This is a genomic window from Streptococcus gordonii, assembly GCF_001553855.1.
Classification (GTDB): Bacteria; Bacillota; Bacilli; order Lactobacillales; family Streptococcaceae; genus Streptococcus; species Streptococcus gordonii.
This window is the reverse complement of record NZ_LQWV01000040.1, coordinates 144,714-159,628: the sequence shown is the minus strand read 5'-3', so window position 1 is coordinate 159,628 and position 14,915 is coordinate 144,714. Positions and strand designations below refer to the sequence as shown.

At 41.5% G+C, this 14,915-nt stretch carries 12 protein-coding genes; 8 read left to right on the top strand and 4 right to left on the bottom strand.

All coding sequences use genetic code 11. From position 1 onward, the window contains the following. Positions 1–139 precede the first annotated feature (139 nt). The 5 genes from AWH02_RS10205 to AWH02_RS10185 all read left to right on the top strand — a co-directional run bounded on the left by AWH02_RS10205 (position 140) and on the right by AWH02_RS10185 (position 4,547). A complete protein-coding gene (locus AWH02_RS10205) occupies positions 140–1,009 on the top strand; it encodes a branched-chain amino acid ABC transporter permease (protein WP_008809556.1) in 870 nt (289 codons plus the stop codon). Positions 1,010–1,012: 3 nt separating this feature from the next. After that, on the top strand, positions 1,013–1,966 hold the full coding sequence (locus AWH02_RS10200) for a branched-chain amino acid ABC transporter permease (RefSeq protein ID WP_060554126.1): 954 nt from the start codon (positions 1,013–1,015) through the stop codon (positions 1,964–1,966). Next, positions 1,966–2,730, top strand: coding sequence for an ABC transporter ATP-binding protein (locus AWH02_RS10195; RefSeq protein ID WP_008809554.1), 765 nt, complete (start codon positions 1,966–1,968; stop codon positions 2,728–2,730). Before AWH02_RS10200 ends, AWH02_RS10195 begins: the two co-directional genes overlap by 1 nt. Continuing rightward, on the top strand, positions 2,730–3,440 hold the full coding sequence (locus AWH02_RS10190) for an ABC transporter ATP-binding protein (RefSeq protein WP_008809553.1): 711 nt from the start codon (positions 2,730–2,732) through the stop codon (positions 3,438–3,440). The genes AWH02_RS10195 and AWH02_RS10190 overlap by 1 nt, the downstream gene beginning before the upstream one ends. A 450-nt stretch (positions 3,441–3,890) precedes the next feature. Next, on the top strand, positions 3,891–4,547 hold the full coding sequence (locus AWH02_RS10185) for a CBS domain-containing protein (RefSeq protein ID WP_008809552.1): 657 nt from the start codon (positions 3,891–3,893) through the stop codon (positions 4,545–4,547). Positions 4,548–4,609: 62 nt separating this feature from the next. Here the strand turns inward: AWH02_RS10185 and AWH02_RS10180 are convergent, their stop codons facing one another. The 4 genes from AWH02_RS10180 to AWH02_RS10165 are packed head-to-tail and all read right to left on the bottom strand — an operon-like array spanning position 4,610 to position 9,186. Continuing rightward, positions 4,610–5,845: an aminoacyltransferase gene (locus tag AWH02_RS10180; RefSeq protein ID WP_045635068.1), complete on the bottom strand. Its 1,236-nt coding sequence runs from the start codon at positions 5,843–5,845 to the stop codon at positions 4,610–4,612. Positions 5,846–5,859: 14 nt separating this feature from the next. Continuing rightward, complete coding sequence (locus AWH02_RS10175) at positions 5,860–7,074, bottom strand: aminoacyltransferase (RefSeq protein ID WP_045635069.1); 1,215 nt, start codon at positions 7,072–7,074, stop codon at positions 5,860–5,862. Next, positions 7,074–7,883, bottom strand: a complete 810-nt coding sequence (gene yidA / locus AWH02_RS10170; RefSeq protein WP_045635070.1) for a sugar-phosphatase — start codon at positions 7,881–7,883, stop codon at positions 7,074–7,076. The genes AWH02_RS10175 and yidA overlap by 1 nt, the downstream gene beginning before the upstream one ends. A 1-nt stretch (position 7,884) precedes the next feature. Then, complete coding sequence (locus AWH02_RS10165) at positions 7,885–9,186, bottom strand: HD domain-containing protein (protein ID WP_045635071.1); 1,302 nt, start codon at positions 9,184–9,186, stop codon at positions 7,885–7,887. Between the two features lie 104 nt (positions 9,187–9,290). Here AWH02_RS10165 and AWH02_RS10160 point away from each other — a divergent pair, with 104 nt between their 5' ends. The 3 genes from AWH02_RS10160 (at position 9,291) to AWH02_RS10150 (ending at position 14,677) form a co-directional block, all read left to right on the top strand. After that, positions 9,291–9,677, top strand: coding sequence for a YwiB family protein (locus AWH02_RS10160; protein WP_045635072.1), 387 nt, complete (start codon positions 9,291–9,293; stop codon positions 9,675–9,677). 220 nt (positions 9,678–9,897) lie between these two features. Further along, positions 9,898–12,594 (top strand): cation-translocating P-type ATPase, encoded by a 2,697-nt coding sequence (locus tag AWH02_RS10155; protein WP_045635073.1) that lies wholly within the window; start codon positions 9,898–9,900, stop codon positions 12,592–12,594. A gap of 538 nt (positions 12,595–13,132) precedes the next feature. Further along, on the top strand, positions 13,133–14,677 hold the full coding sequence (locus AWH02_RS10150) for a peptide chain release factor 3 (RefSeq protein ID WP_045635074.1): 1,545 nt from the start codon (positions 13,133–13,135) through the stop codon (positions 14,675–14,677). The last annotated feature ends 238 nt before the right edge of the window (positions 14,678–14,915 follow it).

Genomic DNA, 14,915 nt, shown 5'->3' with positions numbered 1-14,915 from the left:
AGAATCTTACAAAAGAAGGAAAAGGAATTGTATTTAAATCAGAATACAGTTCCTTTCTGCGGGTGAGGTGATGAATTCAATTTCTAGGATTGAGTTTGTCTCTTGCCCGATTTTATTATATTAGAAAGTGTGGTGTCTTATGCTCCAACAGCTTGTCAATGGTTTAATTCTAGGAAGTGTCTATGCACTGCTAGCCTTAGGTTACACCATGGTCTATGGTATTATTAAGCTCATCAATTTTGCCCATGGTGATATTTATATGATGGGTGCTTTTATGGGGTATTTCCTCATCAATTCATTGAAATTAAATTTCTTTTTAGCTCTAATTGTGGCTATGATTGGAACAGCTATTTTAGGGGTTGTCATTGAATTTCTGGCTTATCGCCCATTACGAAATTCGACTCGTATTGCTGCCTTAATTACAGCAATTGGGGTTTCCTTCCTTTTGGAATATCTCATGGTTTATTTTGTTGGTGCAAGTACCTTACCATTCCCTCAGGTAATTCCAACTGTTCGTTTTAACTTAGGACCTATTACAGTCTCAAATATTCAGTTGATGATTTTAGGGATTTCTATTTTCTTGATGTTGGCTTTGCAATTTATTGTACAAAAGACCAAGATGGGGAAAGCCATGAGGGCAGTTTCGGTAGATAGTGATGCTGCTCAATTAATGGGGATTAATGTCAACAGGACCATTAGTTTCACCTTTGCATTGGGTTCTGCACTAGCAGGAGCAGCAGGTGTCCTTATCGCTCTTTACTATAACTCATTAGAACCTTTAATGGGGATGACTCCAGGTATTAAGTCCTTTGTTGCTGCTGTTTTGGGTGGTATCGGAATTATTCCAGGGGCTGCCTTGGGTGGTTTTGTTATTGGTCTTTTAGAAACCTTTGCAACAGCTTTTGGTATGTCAGACTTCCGTGATGCGATTGTCTATGGTATTTTGATTATTATTTTGTTAATTCGTCCTGCGGGAATCCTTGGGAAAAACGTGAAAGAGAAGGTGTAAGATATGAAGCAAAATCTAAAAGTAAATGTTCTCTGGCTTGCTTTGATTCTTGCTGGCTACCTCTTAATTACGGTTTTAGCTGGTGGTGGAATACTGAACGCCTTCCATTTGCAAATCTTAGAAGAAATCGGTATTAACATTATTCTAGCTGTTGGTCTCAACCTAATTGTTGGATTCTCAGGGCAGTTTTCTCTAGGCCATGCTGGTTTCATGGCTATTGGTGCCTATGCGGTTGCAATCATCGGAACAAAATCTCCAACCTATCCTGCCTTTTTTGCTGCTATGATACTAGGGGCATTCATTGCAGGACTTGTTGCCTTGGGAGTTGGGATTCCTACGCTTCGACTAAAAGGAGATTACTTGGCCATTGCAACTCTTGGAGTATCTGAAATTATTCGTATCTTGATTGTAAATGGTGGAGAAGTTACTAATGGTGCTGCTGGTATTCTAAGTATTCCTGGCTTTACTAGCTGGCAGATGGTTTATTTCTTTGTTGTTATTACGACTTTGTTCACATTGAACTTCTTGCGGAGTCCTCTAGGTCGTAAAACCTTGTCTGTCCGTGAAGATGAGATTGCGGCAGAGTCTGTAGGTGTTAACACAACTAAGGCTAAAGTCGTTGCCTTTGTCTTTGGGGCGATAACTGCATCAATTGCAGGTGCTTTGAAGGCTGGTTTTATCGGAGCAGTTGTGCCTAAGGATTACTCTTTTACCAATACAATTAATGTCCTAATCATTGTAGTATTTGGTGGTTTAGGATCTATGACTGGAACAATTATCGCAGCAATTGTGTTAGGTGTCTTGAACATGCTCTTGCAAGAGTTCTCAAGCATTCGAATGATTATCTATTCACTCGCTCTTATCTTAGTTATGATCTTCCGTCCAGGTGGACTTCTAGGTACTTGGGAGCTGCAATTGTCGCGCTTTTTAAAAAAAGATAAGGAGGTCAAAGAATAATGGCACTTCTTGATGTAAAAAATTTAACGAAACATTTTGGTGGTCTGACAGCTGTTGGTGATGTGACTTTAGAGCTTAATGAAGGTGAATTAGTTGGACTTATCGGTCCGAATGGTGCTGGTAAAACAACACTCTTTAATTTATTGACAGGGGTATACGAGCCAAGTGAAGGGACGGTGACTTTAGATGGTCACTTGCTAAATGGCAAAGCTCCATATAAAATTGCATCGCTCGGACTTGGACGTACATTCCAAAACATCCGTCTCTTTAAAGATTTAACTGTTTTAGATAATGTCTTGATTGCTTTTGGGAATCACCACAAGCCGCATACTTTTGCCTCCTTCTTCCGCCTACCAGCTTTCTATAAAAATGAAGAAGACTTAAAAAATAAGGCTTTGGATTTGCTGAAGATTTTTGACTTGGATAAGGAAGCTGAGACTTTGGCTAAGAACTTAGCTTATGGTCAACAACGTCGCTTGGAAATCGTTCGGGCTTTGGCAACGGAGCCAAAGATTCTCTTTTTGGATGAGCCCGCTGCTGGTATGAACCCACAAGAAACGGCAGAATTGACCGAGCTAATCCGCCGTATCAAAAACGAATTCAACATTACCATTATGTTGATTGAGCATGATATGAGCTTGGTTATGGAAGTTACTGAACGAATCTATGTATTGGAATATGGTCGTTTGATTGCTCATGGTACACCTGATGAAATCAAGAGCAACGAACGAGTTATTGAAGCATATCTAGGAGGTGAAGCCTGATGACTATGTTAAAAGTTGAGAATTTATCCGTTCACTATGGCATGATTCAGGCTGTCCGTGATGTCAGCTTTGAAGTCAATGAAGGAGAGGTTGTTTCTTTGATTGGTGCTAATGGTGCTGGTAAAACAACCATCCTTCGGACGATTTCTGGCTTGGTTCGTCCGAGTGCTGGTAAAATTGAATTTTTAGGAAACGAAATCCAGAAAGTCCCAGCTCAGAAAATCGTAGCAGCTGGTCTTTCTCAGGTTCCAGAAGGCCGTCATGTCTTTCCAGGTTTGACAGTTATGGAGAATCTAGAAATGGGAGCCTTCCTAAAAACAAACCGAGAAGAAAATCAAGCTAACTTGAAGAAGGTCTTTTCTCGTTTCCCGCGCTTGGAAGAGCGTAAAAATCAAGATGCTGCAACTCTCTCTGGTGGTGAGCAGCAGATGTTAGCGATGGGACGAGCCTTGATGTCTACTCCTAAACTACTTCTTTTGGATGAGCCTTCTATGGGATTGGCACCTATTTTCATTCAAGAAATTTTTGATATCATTCAAGATATTCAAAAACAAGGGACAACAGTTCTCCTTATTGAGCAAAATGCCAATAAAGCACTTTCGATTGCAAATCGTGGCTACGTTCTTGAGACTGGTAAGATTGTTCTTTCTGGCACTGGACAAGAACTCCTCGCTTCAGACGAAGTCCGCAAAGCATATCTAGGTGGTTAAAAAGGTCCAATGGACCTTTTTAAGTTGCAGATAAAGAAAACCAAGTTTTCGTAAGAATTTCCGGTGGATTGTTTCAGGTTGAAGATCTTGGTTGTTAGGATAGAATTGACTGTATATCTTTCATATTCTGCTTTTTATTAATTTAATTTGAATAAGCAGGAGAAATCACAAAGTTTTGAAGAATACTCTTATATATTAGAATGGATAGGTTGGTTATAAGATTATTTATATTTAAAAATGTGATTTTGAATGGAATGAGTCTTAAGCTTAAGCCAGATAATTTTTAGAAACTTGAGTAATTCTCCAGTAGTTTTTTATTGAGGTTCTTCCAATTTTGCCAATAGCTGGATTTTTCTTAATTTTGAAAAAGTAAGAAAAATGATGAAAGCGTTTGAAATTACGAAAAAAAAACAGTATAATAAAAGAAAGAAAAATAGAGGAGAGACTCTTATGGCAGTAAAAGATTTTATGACACGCAAAGTCGTTTATATTAGTCCTGATACGACGGTTGCTCACGCAGCAGATATTATGCGAGAGCAAGGTTTGCACAGATTGCCAGTTATTGAAAATGATAAATTGGTTGGTCTTGTGACAGAAGGGACAATTGCTGAAGCTAGCCCATCTAAAGCAACTAGTCTATCCATTTATGAGATGAACTACCTCCTCAACAAAACAAAGATTAAGGATGTCATGATTCGAAAGGTCATCACGGTATCCCAATATGCCAGTCTAGAAGATGCGATTTACCTGATGTTGAAAAATAAAGTCGGCATTCTTCCAGTCGTGGACAATGAGCAAGTTTATGGTGTGATAACGGATCGAGATATCTTTAAAGCCTTTTTAGAAGTATCTGGTTACGGAGAAGAAGGAGTTCGAGCGCGCTTTGTTACTGAAGATGAAGTCGGTGTTTTGGAACATATTGTTCGCTTATTGGTGGAAGAAAACCTGAACATTTCAAATACCGTTAATATACCGAGAAAAGATGGTAAAGTTGTCATTGAAGTTCAAATTGATGGCAAGGTGGATTTAGAAGCGCTCAAGAAAAAATTTGAAGACAATCAGATTCATGTGGATAGCATCGTTCATACAGAAGCGAAAGCCTTATAAAATATACAAAAGGACTGGGAATCATGTTCCCGGTCCTTTTGTATATTTTAGATTTACGCATCTTAACGTCTTAAAATTTTCTTTATGAGCTGAATGATTTTAAATTTAAGAGGATTAGGATAATAACGGAAAGTTCCCATTTTTCGAACTATGAAGCCGTTGAAGTTTTGTTTGAAGCGCAGAACACCGTCAGAACCATCGAAAATTCCCATAATGCCGAGGAAATTATAAAATGGAATGCCTCTCTTGATGCTCTCAGTCATAACGTATTCCTGCAGCAGGGCAGGGGCGTAGAATTTGTTAAACTCAGGATAGGAGCCGCTGAAGAGATAGGTTGCTTCCTGAGGAGTATAGATAAAGAGGCTGGCAGCCAGAACTTGGTCTTGGTCGCCGTACTTATCAATCAGATCTTGAGCCTCTGCTTTGCGGGTTTCAAAGCTATCAAACTGGCTGGAAAGCTCTCGCAGCTGGTTTTGCTTCTTTTCAGATTGAGGATTGTTTTCCAAGTCAGCCTGTAGTTTCTGGATTTTCTGGCCCAGTTTCTCTTGGTCTTTTTGTAAGTTCTGAAGATAGTCCTTGAAGTTGAGACTAGCTGTCATGAAGTCAGCCTGCTGTCCAAAGCTATCATAAAAATCTTGATAGTAGTCTAGTGGCTTGTCATCATATTCCCGCCGGTCAGAAGTGGCAGCTGTGATGTCTTTGAAAATGCTGAGTTGGTCACGTTCCAGCCTTGTTAGCTTGATACCAAAGGTATTCGCCTTTTTGACTGTCGCCTTACCATTTTTACTGAAGGATTTGAGCAAGTCTTTCTCCGTCAGAGCAGCTAAATCTTTGACATAATGCCAATCAGGCTCCCCGCCTGGATAGCCTGTCTGCAGGCCGTCAAAGTCAAAGCCCAAATCAGTCAGTTGCTGGATAAGCTCGACCTTTTCATCAGATGTGGGCTGGCCACTGCTGTCAAAGGTCTGATAAGTCTCGTAGGGCTTGATGATGAGCTCTAGGGCACCTTCTTTTTTAGCATAGGCTTGCAAAGCTTGATAGAAGGGGGTCAGGTATTGAGCATTGGTAGAGACAGGACCGCAGTTGATTTCCATATGAAGGCCGCCAGTCATAGGCATGCTGTAGAGGACAGCTGACACCACTACCTTCCCTTGTGGGTCAGTGTAGCCGACATACTGGGTACTGAAGCCACGCTTGCTCAGCAGCTCTGCCATTTCCACGGTCTGCATAAAGGAGCGTTGGGAGCTAGCTGAGGTATGCTGGATGAATTCTTCTTGACTGAGAAGTTTAAAGGTCATAGGCTTCCTTTCTGTTAATGCTTGCTGCGCAGTTTCTTTCTGAGAGTGTAGGCCAGATTGGAGAGGTGGTAAAGAGGATTAGTTGGCAGGTTGAACTCACCAGCGAATTCCTCAATGGTCGGATTGAACTTGGATTTAAAGCTGTAGAGACCGCCCTTAAGATCGTTTTCGATTCCACCCATATTTTGCCAATCTGCTCCGCGCTCAAAAGCATGTTTGGCTGTTTCGTACCAAGTGATGATGGCAGGCTGATAACGACGGTATTGCTCGTCCATTCCAGCATAGATATTTTCAGAGGTTTTGCCGTATTCCAAGACCAGAGTGCCAGACAGGGGAACGACAGTAGCACCTTGGCTGATTTTGTCCTGTAGGAAGTCAATCTCTTCCTGGAGGCGTTTCTGCTCTTGCTGGTTATTCTCAATCTTGCCGGGTTTGGTTTTCTCAGTAAATTTCTCTGCTTCCTTGAGTGTCTTAGTCAGCTGAGCCTGCAAGTCTTCCAATCGTGCCTTTAGATCAATGCTGGACAAGGTGATGTAGGAGTTGTCAGGATAAGTATCCAAGAGTTTTTGATAATAGTCTTTGCCACGCAGGTGGATATTTTTTCTATTTTCCGTTTTCTTCATCAGGCCTGAAAAATCTTCCAGTAATTCAGCTCCACCAAATTGGATTTGGATGCCTTTGTTACGGGCTGTGCGAATAGCCTGCCGAGTACTCTTTGAAAGCAAATCCTCGCTGAAATCTTCTTTATGGATATTGGCCTGCAAGCGAGGCTGGATGGTTTCGTCCAGAGACTCAGTCCGTCCGACCCAGACGGCTCCAGCTTGCTGCAGCTCTTGAATCAGCTTAGCCGTCTCTGTCTTGTCTTGTAATTCGCCTCCCATCTTGCTTTCTGCCAGAAAGAGGCTAGGGTCAAACTTGACAAAGAGCGCTTTTTTCTCCTTGGCAAATTTCTTAAGAGATGCCAAAACAAAGGTCAGTAGCTCCTTGTCACTATAGTCCATGATGGGACCGCGAGGGATATAAAGCATGGTCATTCCCAAAGGCAGTGGCTTAATCAGGACACTGGCTGCAGCAACCAAGTGGTCGTCTTTATAGAAGCCCAAGCGCTCATTAGCCCAGTTATCTTTGATCTGAGCCCAGGCTGAACTCTGCAGGAGATTGGCCTGGGGATGAGCCGTGACAAAATCGTCGTGTTCTTGAGCTGAAATTCCAATTTTGTAACTAAACATTATTTTAAAACCCACTCTCTAATGGCGTATGCTACGCCGGATTCGTCGTTCGATTTGGTGATGTATTTGGCGATTTTCTTGAGTTCTTCCTTGCCGTTTTCCATGACAACAGGAGAGCCGACAGCTTCTAGCATGGCGCGGTCGTTTTCTTCATCGCCGATTGCCATAGTTTGCCCTTTGTTTAAGCCAAGTTTTTCAGCCAGATGAAGGATAGCAGCTCCTTTATTGACAGTCTTTTTGACAATTTCCAGATAGAAAGGAGCTGACTTAACCAGTGTATATTTTTCAGCTAATTCCGGTGGCAACTTGGCAATGGCCGCATCTAGAATTTCCGGTTCATCAATATACATGCACTTAACGATTTCTTTATCAGCCATTTCTTCAGGTGTACGGTAGAAGATAGGCATGCTGACCAGATTGGACTCGTAAACAGTGTACTTGCCGATGTTGCGATTGGCTGTATAAATGCCGTCCTTGGTGATGGCATGCATGTGAACACCTAATTTTCGCCCGAGCAGTTCGATATCCAGATAGTCGTCATAGGTCAGTGTTTCTTTGATTAATTCTTGACCTGTAACAGTATCCTGCACCAGCCCGCCGTTGAAGGTAACGACATAGTTATCTGGCTGATTAAGCTCTAGCTCTTCGAGGAGTTTTTGAACACCGGCAATAGGACGTCCAGTTGCAATGACTATTTTGACACCAGCAGCCTTGGCATCCTGGATAGCACTGAAGACTTCTGGAGTGATTTCTTTTTTGCTGTTTAATAAGGTGCCATCAATATCGATGGCGACTAGTTTAATGGACATCTTATTCTCCGTAAATAAAAGTATCGTTTTTCATATAGCTTAGAAAAGCTTGGCTTTTTTCATTGAACAAACCAGCATCTGTCAACATTTCTTTAGGAAAATAGAAACGGTTGTCCCCTTGACGTGTACCCGTTAGGGATTGGACAATTGGGGAAAGGCTAGACAGTTCAGCTAAGCTACCGTCTTTTTGAATGATTTCAATCTGAGTACGTGGCTTTTCAACGTCTGGACGATAAAAATCATAAGGAAGGTCAAAATTACGGTGAATAGCGGTGTAATAATCAGGTTCAAAACCAACTTGTTTGACGAGTTGCCGTAGGACATCCAGATGTTTTTCATTTTCCTCAGAAAAAATCATAGATTTGAAAACTTTTCGGTTGACATATCGCTGAGCAAGGTCAGATAAGATGGTGTCAGGACTGGTCATCCAGCTTTGGAAGTAGGTGTTCATGACTCCATCGTCCAAAGCTAAATAGTCTTGCAAACTAAATCTTTTTTCAAAGAAAGGTAGTAAATTTGGCGAAGTCAATTTGAAGAAATCCTTCTGATCTTCGTAAAGGAATTTTGCTCTTTTTAGTAAGTTTTGCAACAAAACTTCCATGGCTCGACTAGCTGGGTGGAAATAAACTTGCATGTACATCTGATAACGACTGACCACATAATCCTCTACAGCATGCATACCATTACGTTGGAAGGCAATTCCGTTTTCAACAGGTCGTATGACCCGTAAAATTCTTGTCAAGTCAAATTGACCATAAGAAGCGCCGGTATAAAAGGAGTCCCGTAAGAGATAGTCCATCCGGTCCACATCAATCTGACTGGAAATCAGCTGGACCACTTGCTTGTTTGGATAGGTGTGGTTGATGACACTGGCTACTTTTTCAGGAAAATCTGGTGAAACCTGAGTCAAAACCCGATTAATCTCGGTTTCAGGACTTGTGATAATCTGCCGTGTGATTTCTTCATGATCGGTATCAAATAAACGCTCAAAACTATGAGAGTATGCTCCGTGTCCTACATCGTGCAGGAGGGCGGTGACCATTACCAAAAGAGACTCGTGATTGTCCCAGGTTTGAAGATATTTCTCATCAAAGATTTTGGTAATCCGTCGAGCGATTTCATAGGCCCCCAGACAATGCGAAAAACGGCTATGCTCACCACCATGGAAAGTGTAACCAGATGTTCCCAGTTGCTTGATGCGGCGTAGTCGTTGAAATTCTTTAGTATTAATTAGGTCGTAGATAACTTGGTGGTCCACATGGATATAGGTGTGAACTGGATCACGAAATACTTTTTCAATCATGCTTCTATTATAACACAAATGGCTTTGTAGAGAGTAGAAGAAGAAAAAACCGATAAAATTTGTTAAAATAGAAAGGAAAAAGACTAGATTGAGAGATAAAACTTATGAAGATTCGGATGAAAAACCAGATTCAATTAGATGGTCAGACAGAATTAATTGATCAAATTTATGATGCAGAATGGACTCAAAAAGGATCTTATCATTACTTACTGTTTAAAAACGAGGAAGACGAGAAAGTGGTGCTTAAATTTCATGATACGGAATTGACCATGACCCGCTTTTCTAATCCTAAAACTCTGATGCGGTTCATCAAAGATGACAGAGCCTTGGTTGGGGTGCCTACTCCTATGGGGATACAGACCTTGATGACGGATACTCAACGATATCATCTGGATATAGATAAGCAAATCATTTTTCTGGATTACCAGCTTAAAACACCTGATGGAGAACGATTATTTGCTGATTACCAGATGGAAATTTCTTGGTTGTAAAAAATATGAAATATTTTCAAAGAAGCTAGAAGATTTTCTTGCGAAAAAAGAGAAATTTTGATACAATGATAAACAACTCAAGGGAGTAGCTAACGGAATAACCGTTACATGGTCGTCAATACGAAAGCAATTTCCGGCCTTGTATGAAATAGCGAGACTTGTTTAATAAACAGGTCTCTTTTTCTATTTTAAAGAGACCCTATAAAAAGGAGGAGACAATTTGTCTAAAGAACAGAAACGTCAAGCTTTCTATACTCAGGATCAAGACTTAGTCTTGCAAGAGATGGAAACGTCTAAAGAGGGATTGACCAGCAGTGAAGCAGCAAAACGCTTATCTGAATATGGTCGCAATGAATTGGATGAGGGTGAAAAGAAATCCCTCCTCGTGAAATTTATCGAGCAGTTCAAGGATTTGATGATTATTATCTTGCTAGTAGCTGCTGTTCTTTCAGTTGTTACATCTGGTGGAGAAGACATTGCAGATGCCATCATTATCCTGGCCGTTGTTATCATCAACGCTGCCTTTGGTGTCTACCAAGAAGGTAAGGCTGAGGAAGCTATTGAAGCCCTCAAATCTATGTCTAGTCCAGCAGCGCGTGTTCTTCGTGATGGTCATGTAGCCGAAGTGGATTCAAAAGAACTGGTCCCTGGTGATATTGTCATTTTAGAAGCTGGAGATGTTGTTCCTGCGGATTTACGTCTCTTTGAAGTCAACTCTCTTAAAATCGAGGAAGCTGCTCTGACAGGTGAATCTGTTCCTGTTGAAAAAGACTTGTCTGTAGAACTTGCTGAAGATGCTGGTATCGGTGATCGTGTTAATATGGCCTTCCAAAACTCTAATGTCACTTATGGACGTGGGATTGGTGTGGTCGTAAATACTGGTATGTATACTGAAGTGGGTCATATTGCTGGTATGCTACAAAATGCCGATGAGACTGATACCCCACTCAAACAAAATCTGAATAACCTTTCTAAAGTTTTGACTTACGCTATCTTGGTGATTGCAGCAGTTACCTTTGTAGTTGGTGTCTTTATACAAGGAAAAGATCCGCTGGGTGAGTTGATGACGTCTGTTGCGCTTGCTGTTGCTGCCATTCCAGAAGGTCTGCCTGCTATCGTAACTATCGTTCTTGCCCTCGGTACTCAAGTTCTAGCTAAGCGAAATTCGATTGTACGTAAGCTACCAGCAGTAGAAACACTTGGTTCAACAGAAATTATTGCTTCTGATAAGACTGGTACTCTTACTATGAATAAGATGACGGTTGAAAAAGTCTTCTACGATGCAGTTCTACATGACTCAGCTGATGAGATTGAACTGGGCTTGGATATGCCTCTTCTTCGTTCAGTTGTTTTGGCCAATGATACCAAGATTGACCAGGAAGGGAAGCTAATTGGTGACCCAACAGAAACAGCTTTTATCCAATATGCTCTGGACAAGGGCTATGATGTGAAGGCCTTCTTAGAGAAATACCCTCGTGTAGCTGAGCTGCCATTTGATTCGGATCGTAAGCTCATGTCTACTGTCCATCCATTGCCAGATGGGAAATTCCTTGTGGCAGTAAAGGGTGCTCCAGATCAACTCTTGAAACGCTGTGTTACCCGTGATAAGGCTGGAGATGTTGCAGCGATTGATGATGCAACTTCGCATCTGATTAAGTCTAACAACTCAGAAATGGCTCACCAAGCTTTGCGTGTGCTGGCTGGTGCCTACAAGATTATTGACAGTATTCCAGAAAACTTAACTTCTGAAGTACTTGAAAACAATTTGATTTTCACTGGTTTGATTGGGATGATTGACCCTGAGCGTCCAGAGGCAGCAGAAGCGGTTCGTGTCGCTAAAGAAGCGGGAATCCGTCCAATCATGATCACTGGTGACCACCAAGACACAGCAGAAGCTATTGCCAAACGTTTGGGAATTATTGATGAAAATGATTCTGAAGACCATGTATTGACAGGTGCTGAGCTCAACGAACTTTCAGATGAAGAATTTGAAAAAGTAGTTGGCCAATACTCTGTTTATGCACGTGTATCTCCAGAACACAAGGTTCGTATCGTCAAAGCTTGGCAAAATCAAGGTAAGGTTGTTGCTATGACAGGTGATGGTGTCAACGACGCTCCTGCTCTGAAGACAGCGGATATTGGTATCGGTATGGGGATTACCGGTACAGAGGTATCTAAGGGTGCTTCTGACATGATCCTAGCTGACGATAACTTTGCTACTATTATCGTTGCCGTAGAGGAAGGACGTAAGGTCTTCTCTAATATTCAAAAGACTATCCAATACCTCCTTTCAGCTAATACTGCTGAAGTTTTAACCATCTTCCTAGCCACCTTATTTGGATGGGATGTTTTGCAGCCAGTTCACTTGCTTTGGATTAACCTAGTAACGGATACCTTCCCAGCTATCGCTCTTGGTGTTGAGCCAGCTGAACCCGGTGTCATGACTCATAAACCACGTGGACGTAAGTCTAGCTTCTCCTCAGGTGGTGTCTTGAGTTCTATCATTTATCAAGGTGTCTTACAAGGAGCATTGGTTCTGTCTGTTTATGGTTATGCCATTGCGAATCCAGTTCATGCGGGAGATCATACAGCTATTCACGCAGATGCGCTTACAATGGCCTTTGCAACTCTTGGATTGATTCAGCTCTTCCATGCTTATAATGTGAAATCTGTTTACCAGTCTATTTTGACAGTTGGTCCATTCAAATCTAAAACCTTTAACTGGTCAATCTTGGTATCCTTCATTTTACTAGCAGCAACGATTGTTATCGATCCATTAGAAAGCATCTTCCATGTAACCAAGCTTGACTTATCACAATGGGCGGTTGTTCTCTTGGGTAGCTTCTCTATGATTATCATTGTAGAAATTGTTAAGTTTGTTCAACGTAAAATGGGATTGGATAAAAACGCGATTTAAAACTTGGTTTAATAATAAATATCATTGAGGGGGAATCGGAAAGGTTCCCTCTCTTTACATTATCTACTGCTGTAAATATAGTTTAAGATAAAATCACGGAATGAGAAAATTTTTTTACATGATTTGTCCATGATGTAAGTCAATGTCAAAAAAATAGATTTTAGGCATGAAAAGAGTGAAATGAAGATAGAAGATTTTATCCTCTATCTCTAAAAACGGAACAAAGCTGTTTTATCATGACAATCGAAGAAAAAGAAGAACTGGAAACCAGAAAAAACGCCTGCTCTATTTACTGGGTTTAATCTTACTCTTTGCAATTTTCCTCTTTAGTAGTTTCATTGTCAGGTTTTAAAGGAAATTTTATTGACAAAATGGATAGAATCGCTCGAAAGGGCGATTTTTTTATCTTTTCTAGATAATTGAAAAAAAGGCTTAAATCCGCTATAATAGGTAGGTTGAAAGGATTGGGCTATTCCGATGTAAAATAGAAGAAAAATGAACATTCACCATTATCCTAAAATGAGAGAAAGAGAAGAAAATGAATTTACAAGAAGAAATCAAGAAACGCCGTACCTTTGCCATCATCTCCCACCCGGACGCAGGTAAGACAACCATCACTGAGCAGTTGCTCTATTTTGGGGGAGAGATTCGTGAGGCTGGTACTGTAAAAGGGAAGAAAACAGGGACTTTTGCCAAGTCTGACTGGATGGATATCGAGAAACAACGTGGGATTTCGGTTACTTCATCCGTTATGCAGTTTGACTATGACGGAAAACGCGTCAACATCCTCGACACACCAGGGCACGAGGACTTCTCAGAAGATACCTATCGTACCTTGATGGCGGTGGATGCTGCGGTAATGGTAGTGGACTCTGCCAAGGGTATTGAGGCTCAAACCAAGAAATTGTTCGAGGTTGTCAAACACCGGGGCATTCCAGTCTTTACCTTTATGAACAAGCTGGACCGTGATGGACGTGAGCCACTGGACCTCTTGCAAGAACTGGAAGAAGTCTTGGGCATTGCGAGCTACCCTATGAACTGGCCAATCGGGATGGGAAAAGCTTTTGAGGGCTTGTATGACCTCTATAACCAACACTTGGAACTTTATAAAGGTGATGAGCGTTTTGCTAGTCTAGAAGATGGGGATAAGCTTTTTGGTAGCAATCCTTTCTACGAGCAAGTGAAAGAGGATATTGAACTTCTAAATGAAGCCGGAAATGAGTTTTCAGAAGAAGCTATTCTTGCTGGAGAATTAACACCAGTCTTCTTTGGGTCAGCCCTGACAAACTTTGGGGTGCAGACCTTCCTTGAGACTTTCTTGAAATTTGCTCCAGAACCACATGGACACAAGAAGACAGACGGAGAAATTGTGGATCCTTATGACAAGGACTTCTCAGGATTTGTCTTTAAAATCCAAGCCAACATGGACCCTCGTCACCGTGACCGTATCGCCTTTGTTCGGATCGTATCTGGTGAATTTGAGCGCGGTATGAGTGTCAATCTGCCTCGCACTGGTAAGGGAGCCAAACTTTCAAATGTCACCCAGTTTATGGCTGAAAGCCGTGAAAATGTCACTAATGCCGTGGCAGGTGATATTATCGGGGTTTACGATACCGGTACTTATCAGGTTGGAGACACCTTGACGGTTGGAAAAAACAAGTTTGAATTTGAACCACTGCCAACCTTTACACCAGAGATTTTTATGAAAGTTTCTGCTAAGAACGTCATGAAGCAAAAATCCTTCCACAAGGGGATTGAGCAATTGGTGCAAGAAGGAGCAATTCAGCTTTATACCAATTACCAGACAGGTGAGTATATGCTAGGTGCTGTCGGTCAATTGCAATTTGAAGTCTTTAAGCACCGGATGGAAGGTGAGTACAATGCTGAGGTAGTCATGACCCCGATGGGTAAAAAGACTGTTCGCTGGATTTCTCCAGATGACCTGGACGAGCGTATGTCATCTAGTCGAAACATCCTAGCCAAAGACCGCTTTGACCAGCCAGTCTTCCTCTTTGAAAACGACTTTGCCCTGCGCTGGTTTGCGGACAAGTATCCGGATGTCAAATTGGAAGAGAAGATGTAGCGTACTAAGATTGCTTGGCTATATAGTAATCTAAGCAATCTACGCCATGTCCTATGGGACCATGGCTAAGTACCTTACTAACTGCGTTTGGCAAATAAAATCGATTTGCCAAACTCCGTGTCGTAACGCATTGTTTGCCTGATTTAGACTGATTCATTGACTGAATCTGAATCAAAAGTTGCTAGTCAGTTGATGGCAATCGCTATGGTGATTGTCTAGCTATCTTACTAATTTTGTC

Bases quoted from the DNA above. Each gene is read 5' to 3' on its own strand.
- AWH02_RS10205 (WP_008809556.1), top strand. From the start codon at position 140: ATGCTCCAACAGCTTGTCAATGGTTTAATTCTAGGAAGTGTCTATGCA.
- AWH02_RS10200 (WP_060554126.1), top strand. From the start codon at position 1,013: ATGAAGCAAAATCTAAAAGTAAATGTTCTCTGGCTTGCTTTGATTCTT.
- AWH02_RS10195 (WP_008809554.1), top strand. From the start codon at position 1,966: ATGGCACTTCTTGATGTAAAAAATTTAACGAAACATTTTGGTGGTCTG.
- AWH02_RS10190 (WP_008809553.1), top strand. From the start codon at position 2,730: ATGACTATGTTAAAAGTTGAGAATTTATCCGTTCACTATGGCATGATT.
- AWH02_RS10185 (WP_008809552.1), top strand. From the start codon at position 3,891: ATGGCAGTAAAAGATTTTATGACACGCAAAGTCGTTTATATTAGTCCT.
- AWH02_RS10180 (WP_045635068.1), bottom strand. From the start codon at position 5,845: ATGACCTTTAAACTTCTCAGTCAAGAAGAATTCATCCAGCATACCTCA.
- AWH02_RS10175 (WP_045635069.1), bottom strand. From the start codon at position 7,074: ATGTTTAGTTACAAAATTGGAATTTCAGCTCAAGAACACGACGATTTT.
- yidA (WP_045635070.1), bottom strand. From the start codon at position 7,883: ATGTCCATTAAACTAGTCGCCATCGATATTGATGGCACCTTATTAAAC.
- AWH02_RS10165 (WP_045635071.1), bottom strand. From the start codon at position 9,186: ATGATTGAAAAAGTATTTCGTGATCCAGTTCACACCTATATCCATGTG.
- AWH02_RS10160 (WP_045635072.1), top strand. From the start codon at position 9,291: ATGAAGATTCGGATGAAAAACCAGATTCAATTAGATGGTCAGACAGAA.
- AWH02_RS10150 (WP_045635074.1), top strand. From the start codon at position 13,133: ATGAATTTACAAGAAGAAATCAAGAAACGCCGTACCTTTGCCATCATC.